Source organism: Flavobacterium album, assembly GCF_003096035.1.
Classification (GTDB): domain Bacteria; phylum Bacteroidota; class Bacteroidia; order Flavobacteriales; family Flavobacteriaceae; genus Flavobacterium; species Flavobacterium album.
Genome location: NZ_CP029186.1, coordinates 896,145 through 913,790, shown reverse-complemented (window position 1 = coordinate 913,790; position 17,646 = coordinate 896,145). Strand labels below are relative to the sequence as shown.

Sequence of the window (17,646 nt, the reverse complement as noted above, 5' to 3'; positions counted from 1 at the left end):
TAAATAATTTGTTTAATTTGTGTAATGCGTAGCTAAAAAGGCTGAGGTTCGTATTTTTGAATAATGAAAAGACATAGCTTACTATTACTGTTGTTTTTCTGCATCCACGGGATCTATGCCCAGGTGGAATTTAAGGCTATTCCTGAAAAGACCACAATAGGGATCAATGAAACCATTAAGCTTGATTTCAGCATGAATGACGACGGCGATAATTTTAACCCGCCATCGTTTAAAGGCTTTAATGTATCGGGCCCTACGCAGGCGATCACCGGGGTTTTTAAAAAGCAGACCTACCGCAAAATATATACCTACTACCTTACCCCAACCGCAAGGGGCAAATTTACAATTGGCCAGGCCTCGATAGAGATTGATGGCAAGATATACAAAACGATACCTTTCCAGGTAACCGTAACTGCCGCTGTACAAAATGGCAATACGTCGGGCAACCCGGTTGTCAATAATGCGAAGCAACTTCAGAAAGCCTTAAGCGGCGTGGAGCTTGTGGCTGAGGTGAGTAATCCGAACCCTTATGTCAACGAGCCTGTGAATGTTGTGTATAAGCTGTATGTGCGGGTGGGTACAGGGGTGCGGTCGTGGGATACAGCCGATAACCCGCAGTATCCCGACTTCTGGAGCCAGACGGAAAGCGTGCCAAAAGACAGGCAGCAGGTTTTGCAGGGGACGCATAAAGGGGAAATGTACAATTATGTCGTAGTACGGAAGGCAGTGCTTTACCCTCAGAAAAGCGGCAGGCTGGAACTGGAGCCGATGTCGACATCTATTGTGCTTGAGATCCCGACAGGGCGCCCGGATGCATTTGGCAATGATGGTTATACCGTTGAGAATAAGATGGTCTCTACGGGTAAAACGGCCATCAATGTGAAGCCACTGCCGGAAAATGGCCGTCCCGCTAATTTCAACGGGGCAGTGGGAAGCTTTGTATTTAAAGCCACATCTTCCAAAACAACATTGGCAAATGGCGAATCGCTGAAGCTGGATGTGTCAGTTACAGGCAAAGGCAACCTGAAGCTCTTTAAGCTGCCAAAGCCTTCAGTTGCACCAGAACTTGAAATGTTTGACCCGGAGCATAAAGAAAATATTTCTGTCACGTTAAGCGGTATGGAAGGAAGCATGTCTGACAGCTATACGGTTGTTCCTCATAAAAAGGGCAAATTTGCGATAAAAGGTTTGTCGTTTTCCTGGTTCGACCCGAAATTACAGACCTACAGGACCATGGCTTTCGATAATATAATGGTCGATGTGCTTAATGTACCGGCGGCATCGGCATATGATGCAGAAACCGCTTCCTCAGGCAGGAAGGGAGCGCCGGAAGCAAGGGAGCCATTCCGTTTTATAGCTTCGGCAACCACACTGCAGGCCAAAGGGAGCAGCCACTTTTTGGGGTCGGTATTGTTCTGGATACTTCTGGTGCTGCCATTCCTGCTGATGCCGGTGGTCGTGCTGGCAAGAAAGAAAAAAGAAGCCTATGACAGCGATGTTACCGGAAGCAAAATAAGGGAGACCAATAAGCTGGCGAAAAAATACCTGGCTGAGGCCAAAAACCACTTAGGCGACAAAGAACCATTTTACATGCACCTTGAAAAAGCGCTGCATAATGTATTAAAAGCTAAACTGAACATAGAGACCGTCGATATGAGCAGGCAGAACGTGAGGGAGCTGTTGCTTTCGCGCAAAGTGCCAGCCGACACGGTTAATGATTTCATAAAGATAATGGACAGCTGCGAATTCGCACGCTACGCTCCCTCATCAGGTTCAGCCATGCAGCAGGATTATGATAATGCTGTGGCGGTTGTAACGGCATTGGAGAAGCAGATATAAAGAAAGTAATGAGTACAAAGTATTAAGACATGAGACTACTATACATACTTTTATTCTTATCGCAGGCGGTGTTTGCCCAGGCGGATTATGTAAAGGACAATGAAGAATTAGTTTTTTCATTTAAGACGAATAATGGCAAAAACGTAGTGCTTGCTAAGAGTAAGGCCGATAAATATTTAGTTTATCGTTTTGGGACGAAAAGCAAAATTGAATTAGAGTATCCGGGAGATTTGAAAGACAGCTGGTCACAGTTTAAATATGCCTATTATTTCAGAGGCGGAGGGAAAGCAAATGCAGGTCTGGAAATCCAAAATATCATCTTTGAAAATGATGGATATGAGTATATAATTTATTACGATTATTCTGCAGAAGATGATCAAATTAGTGTTGGGGTTTTAGTGACCAATACAAAGACTAATAAGGAATATAAGATAATAGGCAATAAAAATACTATTGAAGGCTCATTAATGGAGATTAGGGAGAGCGGTCTGCTGAAGATGGCAGATGAGTTGTATTGATACTAATGAATATGAAAAACATACTATACATACTTATATTCTTATCACAGGCATTGTTTGCGCAGTCGGCTTTCGAAAAAGGCAATGAGCAGTACAGGCAGGGCCAATACAGCCAGGCCGCGGCGAGTTATGAAAGCGTCCTTAAGGAAAATAAGGAGTCGGCGGAGTTGTATTTCAATCTTGGCAATGCGTATTATAAGCTCGAAAAGGTCGCGCCCGCGGTTTACAACTACGAAAAGGCATTGCAGCTCGATCCGGGCAACAGCGATATTGAGATCAATCTTGGCTATGCGCATCAGCTGATCACCGATAATATCCAGCCTGTTGCGCAACCGGGTTTCGCAGGAATAATGGACAGCCTTTCCGGAACATGGCATTTTGATACCCTCGCATGGATCGCGGTAGTAGCCGCCTTTCTCTCATTGCTATTGTTCTCAGGATATTATATGACACGCAAAACAGCGCTTAAACGCAGTTTTTTTGCAGGAATGTGTGTAATGGTGGTAGTACTGATCTTCGCCCTTATAACGGCATTTCATGCCAGGTCAGAAGCGGAGAGCAGGCATCCCGCAATTGTTTTCAGCGATATGGTGCAGGTAAAGACAGATGCATCGCAGGGCGCACAGGATGCCTTTATCCTTCATGCCGGGATTAAGGTGTATATCATTGGCTCAAAAGGGCAATGGCAGAAGGTACAAATGCCGGACGATACCGTAGGCTGGGTCCCTTCCGCGGCGATAAAAGAGCTTTAAATGTAAGTCTGAAGTCCGAAGTCAGATGCAGGGAATTTTGAAGTCTTGCAAGCAAGCAAAATTCTTCATATAAACATTTGTCAGCCGAGTGAAACTCAATCTAAAATCTACAATCTGAAATCTGAAATCCTTAACGGAACCAATCCTCAAATACAGGAAAAATATAAGCCGAAACCTCCAGTATTGGGTAAAAGAAAAGCGACTCATCAAGGGTTTTCTTTTCGGTCAGGGCATTGTTTAGGTTGACCTTCATAAAGAAGTTCAGCAGTACGCTCAGCACCAATACCATCCTGAAAAAACCAAATATTCCTCCCAGTAACCGGTTCGTCAGCCCCAAACCTGAATAGTCAGCCAGCTTGGTAAATACCTTGGCAAGGAGCATAATCCCCACCACCACAGCAATAAAAGTAATTGCAAACGCAATAACACCTGCTGTAGCCGGGTCGTCAGTTAAATTGCCTTCGAGTACATTTGCCGTAAGCTGCGAGAATTTTACCGCGATAAAAAGCCCGGCAATAAGCGATACCAGTGACGCCAGTTCTACAAAAAGCCCTTTGTATGCGCCTTTTCCAAGTCCGTATAGGAGTAGCCCGCCTAATATGATGTCAATTCCTGTCATAAGGCAAAGGTAAAATTTAAAAGCTATACCGCAAAGAACCACCAAGGAGACGCAAAGATGCACAAGGACATTTACTGATGTTTAAATTTTGTGTCCCTTGGCGTCTTCTTTGCGAATCTTTGTGAAACCCTCCCGTCGAACCCAAAAAGTCCTTTGGCACCATTAATTTCCAAGTTACTATCTTTGCGGCTTAAATCATGAACATGTCAAGAGACGAACAACTGAAAGAACGCTGGGAACAGCTTGTCACTATATTATCCGACCGTTTTGCCGACGGTGAAAAACTAGACCTCGATGCCATCATTTACCTGATAGGCGTGCAGGAACTGGGGCAATTCAACCGTAAATTCAAGAAAGATGAAAAGCTGAACCTGATGCATATTGCCATCTGCCGCCTGCTGGAACCTTACGGTTATTATGAATTCGAAATGTTTGATGCCGACGGATGGCCACATTATACTGTAAAGGAAGAGCTTCCGCCATTGAAGGCCGGCGAGCAGAGCGTACTGATGAAGGGGGCGATAGTAGACTATTTTTTGGAAAAAGGCCTTATAAAGTAAAACCTGTGCAGGGGGCCGCACAGGTTTCAACAAATCAAACCAACCAATTTATTAACTAAGGCAAAGCTGTTTTAAGCCTTGCGTCTATACTATAACGGCAATAGCCTTGTATTATTTATAAATTGAGGTGAACCGTCTTATATGTGCGGCGAATTTTACAAGCAGGTATTACCGGCTTTATTAATGTTTTTGGGAGGTTTAATTTTAAGTTAATTATAGCAGATAAATTCGTGCAATTCGTTTGTAAAATGCCTAAATTTGCACACTTTTACTGAGTAACGATGATAGACAAGATCAAGGGCTACATAGCCGAAGCCGAAGCGTTTAGAGCACATACCAAAGAAGACCTTGAAGCATTCAGGATCAAGTTCCTGGGCAAGAAGGGCGTTCTTAACGACTTCCTTGCGGAGTTCAAAAATGTGCCGAATGACATGAAGAAGGAATTCGGCCAGGTAATCAATAACCTGAAGAATGCTGCACAGCATAAGGTGAATGCCATACAGGACGAACTTGAAAGCAAAGTAGAGAGCAAAAACCTTTACGGCGACCTTACCCGTCCCGGTGAGCCGTTCCAGGTAGGTTCGCGCCACCCGATATCTATCGTTAAGAACCAGATTATCGATATTTTTTCCAATATAGGTTTCAATGTTTCCGAAGGACCGGAAATAGAGGACGACTGGCATAACTTTACCGCACTTAACCTTCCGGAATACCATCCGGCACGGGATATGCAGGACACTTTCTTCATCCAGACCAATCCGGATGTGCTGCTGCGTACGCATACATCATCAGTACAGGTGCGTTATATGGAGAACAATAAGCCGCCCATCCGTACCATTTCCCCGGGCAGGGTGTTCCGTAACGAGGCCATATCGTCGCGTTCGCACTGCATCTTCCACCAGGTAGAAGGGCTTTATATTGACAAAGACGTTTCGTTTGCCGACCTTAAGCAGACGCTGTTATACTTTACCAAAGAGATGTTCGGCAAAAGCAAGATACGCCTTCGCCCGTCGTACTTCCCGTTCACAGAGCCAAGCGCTGAGGTGGACATCTACTGGGGACTGAAGACCGAAATTGACTACAGGATAACAAAAGGTACCGGATGGCTCGAGATCATGGGCTGCGGTATGGTTGATCCTAACGTGCTTAAGAACTGTGGCATCGATGCTGCAAAATACAATGGGTTCGCTTTCGGTATGGGTATCGAGCGCATCGCCATGCTCTTGTACCAGATAAGCGACATCCGTATGTTCTACGAGAATGATGTAAGGTTTTTGGAGCAGTTTAAATCGAGTATATAATTCAATGATATATCGTTCTGTCATTTCGAACGAAGGCACGGAGTGAGAAATCTCAACTTACATTAGTATGAATTGCGAGATTTCTCGACTCCACTGCGTTTCGCTCGAAATGACAAAAACGTAGACAATTACTGTACTTTTTTCAATAAATACTTCTCCTGCGGGGCTCCCTGTTCCGGATCACCAAACTTATCAAGCTTTTTCAGCATACCATCATTGACAAGGAATTTCAGATGGTCGCCTTCCGCGTCAAGCGTAATGGTTTTTTTAGCCGTATTAAAATTGAAGGTGCCCTTAAATATCCGCGGTTTGTCTTCCTGCCCCAGTGCCTGTGACGAAAGTGTATAAGTACTGTCATTACGTACCTCGATCTCTGTTTTCAGGCCTTTGCATTCGTTCCAACAGGGGAGTACGCCGGCATATTTGCCCATCCAGGCAGCACTTGTCTTTTCAGGAGGCATTTGCGGCGACATGGCAGGCTCGGTGGCTCCGGTTGGTGCAATATCTTGTGTAGCTGTGGGTTTTTCACCATCTTTGCACCCGATCATTGCCAGGGCAGCGATCAGGCATAGTAATTGTATGCTTTTCATCTAATTTTTATTTAAAGGTACTAAATGCCTTTGTGTTACTATCTTAATGAAATATGAAAAAAGACATCATCATCCCACAAGTGGAAAACGTATATATGGCAGCTGTGCAGGAATGGAACGACGATTTCATGCAGAAAACATGGTATGCCTACCTTATAAACGACAGCGATTTCACCCTTGAAAATGGTATCGTGGTCTCGGGCGCTTCAGGCATGATAGATGGCGAACCACGCAAGACATCGATGCTGCGCCATGCATTTAAGGAGATACCGCCCGTATCGGCCGTTAAGATCGAATTGATGGAGGATAGCGTACTGGTGCTGGACAACCAGTTTATGGTAACATTCTTTATTGGCAATACACTATACGACAAGACTTATGTGTTCAGGGCGAATACGATAAGCGAAGAAAATACAGAGGAAGTGCCTGTGCTGTTTAAGGAGGGTATCATGATAGGTTAGCTCCCCCACATGAGGAATGCATCAAAGTGTCATTCTGAACAGAATGCAATGAAGTGAAAAATCCCGATTAACAGTTAAGAGATTCTTCCTTCGTAAGAATGACAAAAGCGCCGCACTTTTCTCGCGCCTAAATTCCACTGGCTGAATTTTGATGCAACCCTTAGCCCAGAACCCGAAACTCGGAACTTTTTCGGCTTAAAGCTCCGGATGCTCCAATAAGTAATCCCTTAGCATCTCGTCGAGGGTCTGGTAATATTTGGCGAGGTCTTCTGCCTCAACTTCCGGATGTTCCAGTGCCGGCAGTGTTTCCTGCACTTCGGATAAATATTTGGACAGTTCGGGATATTTTTCCTGGATCAGTATGGTGATCTTCAATATTTTTTCGGTGAGTTCGCGCTTAGTTTCCATAGTTTTGCTGTTGAGGGATATAAAGGTAGGAAAAATATGCATCTTCATAAAAACAAAAAAGCATCCCGAAGGATGCCTTTATATAGAATAATTGGATTCTTATTTCAGTGTTGCAAAAAGGTACTCCCTGTTCATTCTGGCAATGTTCTCCAGTGAGATACCCTTAGGGCATTCTACCTCGCAGGCACCGGTATTGGTACAGTTACCAAATCCTTCTTCGTCCATCTGCCTTACAATATTCATTACCCTTTGGGTAGCTTCAACTTTACCTTGGGGAAGCAATGCAAATTTAGAAACGATAGCGCCAGCAAAAAGCATAGCCGAACCGTTCTTGCAGCTGGCAACGCATGCTCCGCAGCCAATACAAGCGGCGGCTTCAAACGACCTGTCCGCATCATGCTTAGGCACCGGTGTGGCGTTAGCATCAATAGTACGGCCGGAAGTATTTACCGAAACGAATCCGCCCGCCTGCTGTATCCTGTCAAATGCGCTGCGGTCTACAACAAGGTCTTTTATTACCGGGAAGGCCTTAGACCTCCACGGCTCTACATAAATCGTGTCACCGTCCTTAAATGAGCGCATGTGCAGCTGGCAGGTAGTAATAGCAGTATCCGGCCCGTGTGCGCGTCCGTTAATGTACAGCGAGCACATACCGCAGATACCTTCGCGGCAATCGTGGTCGAAAGCCACAGGCTCCTGCCTGTTGTTCACCAACTGTTCATTCAACTGGTCCAGCATTTCAAGGAAAGAGCTGTCAGTCGAAACATTGTCCAGTTTGTATGTTTCTATTTTACCTTTTGTTTTGGCATCCTTCTGGCGCCATATTTTCAGGTTGATGTTTATATTTTTATTAGAAGCCATGATCTTGTATTTTATTTGTAGTTCCTTGCGGCGATCTTGATGTATTCGTAGTTCAGCACTTCTTTGTGAAGGGTTTCGGCATTAATATCGCTTCCGCCGTATTCCCACGCGCCAACAAAATTAAAGTTCACGTCGTCACGAAGCGTTTCGCCCTCTGCATCCTGGTATTCCTCACGGAAGTGCCCTCCTGCCGATTCCCTACGCTGCAGGGCATCCATAGCCATTAGCTGGCCAAGTTCCATAAAGTCGGCTACACGAAGCGCCTTTTCCAGCTCAGGGTTCAGCTCGTAAGCGCCACCAGGTACATATACATCCCTGTAGAATTCTTTCCTTAGCTCGTCAATTTCGCGAACGGCTTCTGTAAGTCCCTGTCCATTGCGCGCCATGCCCACTTTGTTCCACATAATGTGGCCCAGCTTTTTATGGAAATGGTCAACCGTCTTCGTTCCGTTGTTGTTGAGGAATTTCTCTATGCTGCTCCTTACGCTATTCTCTGCCTCGTCAAATTCCGGTGTATTCGTCGGGATCTTACCGGTACGGATATCGCCAGCAAGGTAATCGGAAACGGTATAAGGCAATACGAAATAGCCGTCCGCAAGGCCCTGCATCAGCGCAGATGCGCCCAGGCGGTTCGCGCCGTGGTCGGAGAAGTTGGCCTCACCTGCCACGAAGCAGCCCGGTATGGTGCTCTGAAGGTTGTAATCAACCCAAACGCCACCCATGGTATAATGTACCGCAGGATAGATCTTCATCGGGGTTTCATACGGATTCTCATCGGTGATCTTTTGGTACATCTGGAAAAGGTTGCCGTATTTCTCCTCGATCCATGCTTTACCTAATTTAATAACTTCTTCATCGGTCGGATTGTGGTTACCGGCAGCATAGGCCGATTGTTTCCCTTTGCTGATGATCTCCGAAGAGAAATCAAGGTAAACACCTTCCTGCGTGTCGTTGTTTTCAATACCGAAACCGGCATCACAACGCTCTTTTGCGGCCCTCGAAGCCACATCGCGCGGTACCAGGTTACCAAAGGCAGGGTACCTTCTTTCAAGGAAGTAATCCCTGTCCTCTTCTGCTATTTGTGTTGGCTTCAGCTTTCCTGCACGGATAGCCTCAGCATCTTCTTTCTTTTTAGGCACCCATATACGGCCCGAGTTACGCAGCGATTCCGACATCAGTGTCAGTTTCGATTGGTTGGTGCCGTGTACCGGGATACAGGTAGGGTGGATCTGTACGAAGCATGGGTTGGCAAAGTAAGCGCCTTTTTTGTGGATTTTCCATGCGGCAGTTACGTTAGAGCCCATCGCATTGGTAGAAAGGAAATAAACGTTTCCGTAGCCGCCCGATGCAATGATCACGGCATGCGCCGAATGCCTTTCCAGTTCGCCGGTGATAAGGTTACGCGCAATGATGCCGCGTGCCTTGCCCCCCACTTTTACGATGTCGAGCATTTCGTGGCGGTTGTACATCTGTACGTTGCCCTGGCCGATTTGCCTTGACAATGCCGAGTAGGCTCCAAGCAGCAGCTGCTGTCCCGTTTGCCCTGCGGCGTAGAATGTGCGCTGTACCTGTGTACCTCCGAAAGAGCGGTTGTCCAGCATCCCGCCGTAGTCGCGCGCAAAAGGAACCCCCTGCGCCACACACTGGTCGATAATGTTTCCGGAAACCTCCGCAAGGCGGTGTACGTTTGCCTCACGCGCACGGTAGTCGCCTCCTTTTATAGTGTCGTAAAACAGCCTGTAAACGCTGTCCCCGTCGTTTTGGTAATTCTTAGCAGCATTGATACCACCCTGTGCAGCAATAGAGTGCGCACGGCGTGGTGAATCCTGGAAGCAGAAAGCCTTTACATTGTAGCCCATTTCTCCAAGCGATGCGGCAGCCGAAGCGCCTGCAAGGCCGGTACCTACCACGATGATATCGATCTTAGGCCTGTTGTTTGGGGCAACAAGCTTAAGTTGGTCTTTATATTTGGTCCATTTCTGGGATAGTTCCCCTGCGGGTATCTTAGAATCTAACATAGTTGTTGATGTTTGATTATTTTAGTAAAAAGTAAATGTACAGCGGAATAATGGCAAACAGCAGCGGCACGATGATCGCGAATGCATAGCCAAAGTTCCTGATAAGCCCGTTGTATTTCGGATTGTTAGCGCCCATCGACTGGAAGGCGCTGCCAAAGCCGTGGTACAGGTGGAACCCAAGCACTACCATAGACAGTACATAAAGTATCGTGTAGATAAGGCCGTATTTTGGCTGCTTAAAGAAGTCGACAGTGATTTTATGAAGGTCTTTGTAACCTTCTTTCAGCTTTACTTTAGCGCCGGCATCATGAAACTCCGTGCGGTGCTCTATCTTGATAAGTCCCTGGTCTACCTGTGCTTTCGGAAGGTACCCTCCATCTGTGGTAAGGTAGAATTCCTGAGGCGGCAACCCCGGGCCGTTGGAATTTATCATTATGGTTTGCAGCGGCATCTTTTCGTCAAAATGCATTACAGCCCAGAAAGTAACCATGTGCGAAACGATGAAAACAAGTATAACCGTCCCTAAAACTGCCATGTTGCGCGAAGCCCAAATGGTGTTTTTTCCGGGCCTGTTCATCACATACTTCACCGGCCTGGCCTTTTGGTTTTGAACCGTAAGCACGATCCCGTCAATCGCGTGGAAGATGATCGAGGCGTAGGTAAGGTACGAAAGCACCTTAACGGCAGGGTTGGTGGTCATGAACAATGCGTACTGGTTGAAATGCAGTGCGTCTGAAAATATCAGCTGGAGGTTACCCAGCAAGTGCCCGACAAGGAACAGGCAGAGAAATAAACCTGTTAAAGCCATCCAGTATTTCTTGGCGATGGATGACTTCAAAAATGCAGATTTTGCCATAGTATTTGTTTAAAAAGTAATGTTTTAAAAAATCAAACAAATTTAAGGGGAAAACTCAACAACTACAACCTTTGCGACCTAATTTATAATGAATATAAAGTGGGGATTTTTTTAATTTTTTCACCATGAAAATTATATTCTGCATTTTTTTAAGGTTACATAGTTGAAATAATGTAATGGTTTTGTTTTATGAGTGGCTATGGGTAAATAGCGAAAAGCATTGCTAAATTTCTTTGATTCCTAAACTTTTAAAGAAAGTAAAAGTCCCGTCGTAGATTTGAGGAGGACGGGTTATGTCTTCATGGTTTCCAAAAGGAATATAAATTATCATTCCTTGCCGTGCTCTGGTAAGTAAAACACGATAAGAATTGATTAAATAATTAACAATGTTTGGATCTGCAATGTTTTGCCATTTTGTTCCTTTAAACTTTCTGTAGTTCCATTGGTTACTGTCATAAAACAAATCACCGTCCCAAGCGACACAAGTCCAGTCTAATTCTAAACCTTGGATGTCAAATTCGGTTGCTACTTCTTCAAGGAAAAAAGAGGAACGAATATCATGTTTGTCATTAAGAAACCAAATAGGTGCGTCTATTTTTGCCTTCACATTTATTCCAAATGGTCTTAAGCGAATTCCTCCTGAAGAAGCTACAATACCCGTTCTTTCGGAACCTTTAGCATTATCTTTAAGCCATTGTTTGGCAGTCTCTAAATCACGAGTGATTCGGATAGGATAATTTTTTTGAATGAAATTATTATAAATGTTTTTGGCTTCTCGAGCATTATTATTGATAATTTCCTGTACAAAATTTGATAGTTGCGCACTTCGAAATGATCTCAAAGAAACCGACAGATGCAATTCTTCTTTCGCGGTTGCTTTTCTATCTTTTAGTGTTGTTAAAGCATTTTTATTTTTTATGTAATTTGAATCATCAACTATTTTAGAAGAATAATAAATCTGCCAACCCTCATATCCATTACCAAACGGCATTATCCATTCTTCTAATCCTGCCTCGCCAGTATTAATTTCCTGTCCACCACCAATAAGACAAACAATTGTGCACCAGTCTTGATGTCGGTCCATGACTTCGATAAGAAATTCAGGTTCTGACTTATCGAAATCAGAAATTCCTTTATTTCTTTTCATGAAACTCGAAGCTTGTTCTTTTGTCCATGCCCTTTGTGCCTCATCAAAAATTGTGACTTTCTCTATAGGAGCTTTGTTGTCTCTAATGGATGCATCTCTGAAATGGTGAATATTTTGGATGAAAGACTTTACTTCTGAAGAAGCAGCATATTTTGTTATCGTGAGATTGTTTTCTTTAGCAGTGCTTACCTTATCTCTGCACAAAGCTTCACGTAAAACATCAACCAAAGGGCCGTTTCCGGACAGAAATACCGCATGTTCTTCTTCTTTATAATTGGAGCGTAAGTTTGCAATATTTAGCCCTGCTAAAGTTTTGCCTGCTCCAGGAACACCTGTTACAAAACAGATGGATTTTTTATTGTTTACTTTCGAATAATCAATAATTTCAGAAATGCATTTAGAGGTTACTGATAAGTTTTCAGCACCTGCATCACTTCTTGAAATTTCTTCAACATTATGGTTTTTATACAATGCTGTTGCTGCTTCGATAATTGTTGGGGTTGGTTTATAAATAGAATTCTCCCAATACTCAACATCGATTTTTTCTACAGTTTTAAACTGATCTAAACTTTCTTTGATTAATAGTTGAAGCGAATTTCCATTTGCATAAATTGTTTCATACAAATTATCAATGCTCAGGATATAGTTATTATTTGTTGCTAATGCGAGATCAGCTACTAAAATCGGTATAATAATTTTATTATGACTCCCTTCATGAAAATTATTCATATCCAGGGCATAATTAAAAGTCTGCTCTTTTGCATGATTATCATATGTTGTCGAACCGATTTTAAATTCTACGATGAAAATACAATTATCAATAATGATAATATTGTCAACACGTTTACCCATTCTCGGGATGGTAAACTCAAAATAAATTTTCCCAGCAAAGCCTTTAAGTTGATTTTTCAGAATGGAAATTTGATTTTTCCAAGCATTTGACTGCTGTTTGACTAAATTGTTCAAATCATATTGTCCTGTGATCTTGCCATAAATACTGTCAATATCCTCCGTTATAAAATTTGAAATGGAAGAAGAGTAGTAAGCCCTATTCATCAAATAAGTCTTTAATTTTTACTTCCAATGCATTTGCCAATTTTTCTACGACTTCAATAGAAACATTGCGCTCGCCCTTTTCTATTGTTGGTAAATAGGTTCTGTCAATCTCTGCAAGATTGGCGAGCTTTTCCTGTGAAAGCCCTCTAAGTTTTCGTAGTTCTTTTATTTTTAGTCCGAACTTTTGTTTAATGCCCATGTAACAAAAGTTGTAAAATGTAGACTATAAAACAACGGAGTATAGTCGGGGGTTTTAGTATATTTGATTGATATTAATGTAAATAAATATGAATCTAAAATTCAACTACCTTTACCGTGATGCCAGCAATTATAAAAACTATGGAAGTGTAATATTTTCGAATCCTAACAGCATTCCACTAATTCTGATTGAGAATGCTGTTAGGGGAAATCTAATAGATGGAGAATTTTTCTCTTCAGAAGATTGGCAGTTGCCAGATTTATTCTTTGAAGTTAAAAATTCAGATGACCATATATGGCATGAGTTCGAAAGTATAGAAGCTACAAATGAAAATTTGGGTTCTTGCCTTATAGAAGACTTTCTAATAAGGATTTTATTAAAATAAATTAAGGAGCGGTTCCTAATGCAAATCAATCCTCAATTTATTCGCTGCGAAAGCCTCTACAGCGGCAGTGTAATCCACTTCGTCCCAGTCAGTGTCCTCATGGATGGCTTCAAACTCTTTGCCCCAACGGATGATCTCTGCAATATCTTCCCGGGAGTCGCCTGAGAAAAAGCCCTTTTGGCCGGCAATAAAAGCGATATCGGCAATGGCCTCAAATAGCTTGTAGTCTTCTACGGTGTGCTGTAATGTGTTCATAACGATTTTGGATTTTGATTGATTACTACAATTTTAGAAAAATTTTCGATACGATCCGTTAACATGGCATTAACTTATCAACCTACTTATGCATGCAGGCTTTCCTACAGGCTTGAAATTGAAGCATAAAACGAAAAAATTCCAAAAAACAAATCACAATTTCAAATTGCGGCGTGAAAATCCACTATGTTTTTACATTAACCGTAAAAATGAGGGGGATGTAAATTCCCTGAAAACAAATTTTTATTTTTATACCTATAAATTTATAAGGTACAATGGAAAAGAAGTTAGAAAAAAGATGGATAGCCGCCTTTATTATTACTACTGCAATTGCAATTACCGGTTTGTTCTGGGATCATGCTGAAATGACGGAACCCGATTCACGATTCAATTCCACTGATGCTATTGTCCCCGCCGATGTTGCCTGGCTGCTCACGGCCTCTTGCCTCGTTTTGCTCATGACACCGGGGCTGTCGTTCTTCTATGGGGGCATGGTAGGCAAAAAGAACGTCATTTCCACCATGCTTAAAAGCTTCATCTGCCTTGGCGTGATCAGCCTGCTATGGGTGGCGGTGGGTTTCAGCCTTTCCTTTGGCGACCCTATAGGCATTACTATTAACGGTACGCACTACGGTCTCATAGGCTCCCCATCGGATTTCGCCTTCTTCGACTATGTCGATGAGCATCCGCACACCAAGATGGCCACTACCATACCGTTCATACTTTTTGCCCTTTTCCAGATGAAGTTTGCCATCATCACCCCCGCTATCATCACGGGCGCACTGGCTGAGCGCATACGGTTTATCTCCTTTTTACTATTCATCTGCCTGTTCTCGATATGCATCTATGCACCGCTTTGCCATATGGTATGGCATCCCAACGGACTCCTCGGCAGCTATTTCGGCGTGAAAGATTTCGCCGGTGGAACGGTAGTGCACATGAGCGCAGGGTTTGCCGCGATAGCTGGCGTACTCGTGTTGGGTAAACGCAAAAACCTCGAATACATCCCTACCAATATACCGTTTGTCCTATTAGGCACAGGGATGCTTTGGTTCGGGTGGTTTGGGTTCAATGCAGGATCGGCGCTCGCAGCCAACCATACTGCTGCAATGGCTTTTGCCACCACTACAATTGCTTCGGCGTCGTCCATGCTTACCTGGGCATTTTTCGACAGGATCAACGGGCGTAGGGTGTCGGCATTAGGTTGCTGCATCGGTGCGGTGGTTGGACTTGTGGCTATAACGCCAGCTGCGGGTTACGTATCGGTGCCTAAAAGTATTTTCTTCGGGTTTGCTGCCGCTATAGTATCTAACCTCATGGTCAACTGGAAGTCCCTGAAAAAGATAGACGATACCCTCGATGTTTTTGCTTGCCACGGCGTAGGCGGCATCATGGGAATGATACTCACCGCGATATTTGCCGAAGGCGAGAATGCCAGTCTCCTTCACGGCGGGTGGAATGTTTTCGGGCACCACATGATGGCGTTGGTACTGGTTGCGGTATTCTCCTTCTTCGGGGCGATGTTGCTGTACAAGGTCACCAACTTTTTCATCCCACTCCGCGTTTCCGAAGAAGCCGAAGAGCAGGGGCTTGACCTCTCGCAGCATAATGAAATGATTGGGTAGTAGTTCAAGATTTTTTAACCACATAGGCACATAGTTTACTCTGATATACTATCGCTTTGAAGCATAGCTTCACTATGCTTTCTTTCGCAGGCTTTCTTTCCATTATCGAAGCCTATGTATCTATGTGGTTAAATGTTTTTTGCGTATTATACAGATAGTTATATCTTTATAAAAAACTTCCCATGAAAAAGATATACTTACTGTTATTCCTATCAATAACCAGTTCGGCAAGCTACTTCGCCATGAAAAACGATACATTCGACCCTGCAAAAGAAACCAAAGCCATCAACACCTTCCTCAACGACTGGCATGCCGCCGCCGCAAAAGGCGACTACAATGGCTATTTCGGGAAAATTGCCGAAGATGGCCGCTACATCGGAACTGATGCCACCGAAAACTGGGATAAAAAAGCATTTGCCGCTTTCTCAAAGCCGTATTTCGACCGCGGCAAAGCATGGGACTTCAAATCTGTGGAGCGCCACATCTACTTTAGCAAAGACGGTAAGACCGCGTGGTTCGACGAACTACTCGACACCTGGATGAAAGCCTGCCGTGGTTCGGGCGTACTTGAAAAGGAAGGAAAAGAATGGAAAATAAAACACTACGTCCTCTCGATGACCGTCCCCAATGATGCCACCAATGACGTTATTCCCCTCAAAGGCAAATACGAAGATGCTTTATTAGAAAAGATGCGCAAAGAGCCGAAACCGTAACTGTTTCCGCTAATTGAAAGCTGCGACCTGCGTATGCCGGCAGGCAGGCTGCGACTGAAAACTTTTCAAGATCACTTCGCCTCCTCCCGCAGTTTCTCCCTGTGCTGCATTCCCCATTCGCTAAGCGCTTCGAGTACATTTTTTAGTGAAGCAGTATAAGGCGTAGGCAGGTATTCTACAACAACGGGAATATCCGCATGCACCCTGCGTTCCACAAAGCCATTGATCTCCAGGTCTTTTAGTTCCTGCGAAAGCACCTTGGCCGATATCCCGTGGATAACGCGCTGTAGTTCGTTAAAGCGGCTGTGCCCTTCTTTCAGCGCGATGATGATGCGCAATTTCCATTTACCCCCGATAACATATAAGGCATCGCCTACAGCAGTTAGGCGGCTTTGGCATTGTGCCGTGGTGAGCGGTTCCGGTTCAAGATGTGTTTCCATAATTTATTGCGGTTACTAAAAGGTAAGTGGTTACTTTTTGTATAGTACTTACTTTTGGTTATCAAAGGTATGTAATTTTGTCCAATAAATTCTAAACATAAAACCATGAAAAATATATTGCATGTAATATCAAGCCCGAGCGGTGAGAATTCAGTAAGCATAAAGTTGGGAAATGCTATTGTGGAAAAGCTTATATCCGAATATCCAGGCAGTTCCGTTACCGAAATCAATGTAGCAAAAGACCCGTTCCCTCACCTTGAGGAAAACCTTATAAGGGTAACACGCTCGGCTCCCGGGCCTGTGGATGATGAAGGACTGAAACGTTCCAACAATGCAGTGCAACAGGTAAAAGAAGCCGATATCATAGTAATTGGTGTGCCGCTGTTCAATTTCGGTATTCCTTCGACCCTGAAAAGCTGGCTGGACAATGTAGTGCGCCCGGGCGTTGCCTTTACCTATAGCGAAAAAGGCGTGCAGGGGCTCATCACCGGCAAACAGGTGTATCTTGCGGTGGCATCGGGCGGCATTTATTCCGAAGGCCCACTGAAGGAGTACGACTTTGCCGCACCTTATCTTGAGAAAGTATTCAACTTTATCGGCGTGACAGATATTACAACCGTACGCGCAGAGGGCGTTAACATGCCCAACCTTAAAGATATCGCGCTCCAAAAAGCGATTGACAGCATCGCGGTATAAATTAATTTTGATTCAGCTGTAAGGATAGTTTGGGCGTGCCGGCTACGTGCCTGCGCCGTCCGGCTATCCGCTATATCCCGCCGAAAAGGCGGGGATGCCGCTTCTATCCGTCACGCGGAAGGTACGCGTCATAAGTAGAGTTGTAATCTTATTTACATCACACGCAGCCATAATATCACAACATAAAAAATCCCTTAAGCCTAAAACTTAAGGGATTTCATTTTTGATGGTATTTCCTTAGCAGGTATTATCAAACCGTAGACGGAAGTAGCACGTTTTGTCATTCTGAACGCAGCTTGCGGAGTGAAGAATCTCGAATTATCGAATGCTAAAGAGATTCTTCCTTC

The 17,646-nt window shown here is 44.1% G+C and carries 20 protein-coding genes; 10 read left to right on the top strand and 10 right to left on the bottom strand.

What is annotated here, in order from left to right; all coding sequences use genetic code 11:
• Positions 1-63 precede the first annotated feature (63 nt).
• The 3 genes from HYN59_RS04040 to HYN59_RS04030 are packed head-to-tail and all read left to right on the top strand — an operon-like array spanning position 64 to position 3,109.
• Positions 64-1,839 carry a BatD family protein gene (locus HYN59_RS04040; protein WP_108777044.1) on the top strand — a complete coding sequence of 592 codons (1,776 nt, stop codon included), beginning with the start codon at positions 64-66 and terminating at the stop codon, positions 1,837-1,839.
• Between the two features lie 29 nt (positions 1,840-1,868).
• On the top strand, positions 1,869-2,357 hold the full coding sequence (locus HYN59_RS04035) for a hypothetical protein (RefSeq protein ID WP_108777043.1): 489 nt from the start codon (positions 1,869-1,871) through the stop codon (positions 2,355-2,357).
• An 11-nt stretch (positions 2,358-2,368) separates the two neighbouring features.
• Positions 2,369-3,109: a tetratricopeptide repeat protein gene (locus tag HYN59_RS04030; RefSeq protein WP_108779634.1), complete on the top strand. Its 741-nt coding sequence runs from the start codon at positions 2,369-2,371 to the stop codon at positions 3,107-3,109.
• A gap of 130 nt (positions 3,110-3,239) precedes the next feature.
• Here the strand turns inward: HYN59_RS04030 and HYN59_RS04025 are convergent, their stop codons facing one another.
• Positions 3,240-3,728, bottom strand: coding sequence for a CvpA family protein (locus HYN59_RS04025; RefSeq protein WP_108777042.1), 489 nt, complete (start codon positions 3,726-3,728; stop codon positions 3,240-3,242).
• A gap of 203 nt (positions 3,729-3,931) precedes the next feature.
• Here HYN59_RS04025 and HYN59_RS04020 point away from each other — a divergent pair, with 203 nt between their 5' ends.
• Together HYN59_RS04020 and pheS are read left to right on the top strand one after the other, a co-directional pair.
• Positions 3,932-4,288, top strand: a complete 357-nt coding sequence (locus HYN59_RS04020) for a hypothetical protein (protein ID WP_108777041.1) — start codon at positions 3,932-3,934, stop codon at positions 4,286-4,288.
• Between the two features lie 281 nt (positions 4,289-4,569).
• Positions 4,570-5,589, top strand: coding sequence for a phenylalanine--tRNA ligase subunit alpha (pheS, locus tag HYN59_RS04015; protein WP_108777040.1), 1,020 nt, complete (start codon positions 4,570-4,572; stop codon positions 5,587-5,589).
• Between the two features lie 128 nt (positions 5,590-5,717).
• On the opposite strand, the gene HYN59_RS04010 is transcribed toward pheS, so the two are convergent.
• Positions 5,718-6,179, bottom strand: a complete 462-nt coding sequence (locus HYN59_RS04010; protein ID WP_108777039.1) for a copper resistance protein NlpE — start codon at positions 6,177-6,179, stop codon at positions 5,718-5,720.
• 53 nt (positions 6,180-6,232) lie between these two features.
• Between HYN59_RS04010 and HYN59_RS04005 the strand changes: the two genes are divergently transcribed.
• Positions 6,233-6,640 (top strand): hypothetical protein, encoded by a 408-nt coding sequence (locus HYN59_RS04005; RefSeq protein ID WP_108777038.1) that lies wholly within the window; start codon positions 6,233-6,235, stop codon positions 6,638-6,640.
• A 195-nt stretch (positions 6,641-6,835) separates the two neighbouring features.
• Here the strand turns inward: HYN59_RS04005 and HYN59_RS04000 are convergent, their stop codons facing one another.
• The 6 genes from HYN59_RS04000 to HYN59_RS03975 all read right to left on the bottom strand — a co-directional run bounded on the left by HYN59_RS04000 (position 6,836) and on the right by HYN59_RS03975 (position 13,185).
• Positions 6,836-7,048 carry a hypothetical protein gene (locus HYN59_RS04000; protein WP_146185855.1) on the bottom strand — a complete coding sequence of 71 codons (213 nt, stop codon included), beginning with the start codon at positions 7,046-7,048 and terminating at the stop codon, positions 6,836-6,838.
• Positions 7,049-7,147: 99 nt separating this feature from the next.
• Positions 7,148-7,909: a succinate dehydrogenase/fumarate reductase iron-sulfur subunit gene (locus HYN59_RS03995; RefSeq protein WP_108777036.1), complete on the bottom strand. Its 762-nt coding sequence runs from the start codon at positions 7,907-7,909 to the stop codon at positions 7,148-7,150.
• An 11-nt stretch (positions 7,910-7,920) separates the two neighbouring features.
• The gene (locus tag HYN59_RS03990) at positions 7,921-9,927 is read right to left on the bottom strand and encodes a fumarate reductase/succinate dehydrogenase flavoprotein subunit (protein ID WP_108777035.1); all 2,007 of its coding nucleotides are present in this window, start codon (positions 9,925-9,927) and stop codon (positions 7,921-7,923) included.
• A gap of 16 nt (positions 9,928-9,943) precedes the next feature.
• The gene (locus HYN59_RS03985; RefSeq protein ID WP_108777034.1) at positions 9,944-10,783 is read right to left on the bottom strand and encodes a succinate dehydrogenase cytochrome b subunit; all 840 of its coding nucleotides are present in this window, start codon (positions 10,781-10,783) and stop codon (positions 9,944-9,946) included.
• A gap of 223 nt (positions 10,784-11,006) precedes the next feature.
• Positions 11,007-12,986 (bottom strand): DUF2075 domain-containing protein, encoded by a 1,980-nt coding sequence (locus HYN59_RS03980; RefSeq protein WP_108777033.1) that lies wholly within the window; start codon positions 12,984-12,986, stop codon positions 11,007-11,009.
• A complete protein-coding gene (locus tag HYN59_RS03975) occupies positions 12,979-13,185 on the bottom strand; it encodes a helix-turn-helix domain-containing protein (protein WP_108777032.1) in 207 nt (68 codons plus the stop codon). The genes HYN59_RS03980 and HYN59_RS03975 overlap by 8 nt, the downstream gene beginning before the upstream one ends.
• 88 nt (positions 13,186-13,273) lie before the next feature.
• Between HYN59_RS03975 and HYN59_RS03970 the strand changes: the two genes are divergently transcribed.
• On the top strand, positions 13,274-13,570 hold the full coding sequence (locus tag HYN59_RS03970) for a hypothetical protein (RefSeq protein ID WP_108777031.1): 297 nt from the start codon (positions 13,274-13,276) through the stop codon (positions 13,568-13,570).
• 15 nt (positions 13,571-13,585) lie between these two features.
• Here the strand turns inward: HYN59_RS03970 and HYN59_RS03965 are convergent, their stop codons facing one another.
• Positions 13,586-13,825, bottom strand: a complete 240-nt coding sequence (locus HYN59_RS03965; protein WP_108777030.1) for a hypothetical protein — start codon at positions 13,823-13,825, stop codon at positions 13,586-13,588.
• Positions 13,826-14,100: 275 nt separating this feature from the next.
• Here HYN59_RS03965 and HYN59_RS03960 point away from each other — a divergent pair, with 275 nt between their 5' ends.
• Together HYN59_RS03960 and HYN59_RS03955 are read left to right on the top strand one after the other, a co-directional pair.
• Positions 14,101-15,450: an ammonium transporter gene (locus tag HYN59_RS03960; protein ID WP_108777029.1), complete on the top strand. Its 1,350-nt coding sequence runs from the start codon at positions 14,101-14,103 to the stop codon at positions 15,448-15,450.
• Positions 15,451-15,632: 182 nt separating this feature from the next.
• Positions 15,633-16,163 (top strand): nuclear transport factor 2 family protein, encoded by a 531-nt coding sequence (locus HYN59_RS03955; protein ID WP_108777028.1) that lies wholly within the window; start codon positions 15,633-15,635, stop codon positions 16,161-16,163.
• 71 nt (positions 16,164-16,234) lie between these two features.
• Here HYN59_RS03955 and HYN59_RS03950 read toward each other — a convergent pair whose 3' ends face one another.
• Complete coding sequence (locus HYN59_RS03950; protein WP_108777027.1) at positions 16,235-16,603, bottom strand: winged helix-turn-helix transcriptional regulator; 369 nt, start codon at positions 16,601-16,603, stop codon at positions 16,235-16,237.
• Positions 16,604-16,708: 105 nt separating this feature from the next.
• On the opposite strand from HYN59_RS03950, the gene HYN59_RS03945 reads away from it, so the two are divergent.
• A complete protein-coding gene (locus HYN59_RS03945; RefSeq protein ID WP_108777026.1) occupies positions 16,709-17,299 on the top strand; it encodes an FMN-dependent NADH-azoreductase in 591 nt (196 codons plus the stop codon).
• Positions 17,300-17,646 lie beyond the last annotated feature (347 nt).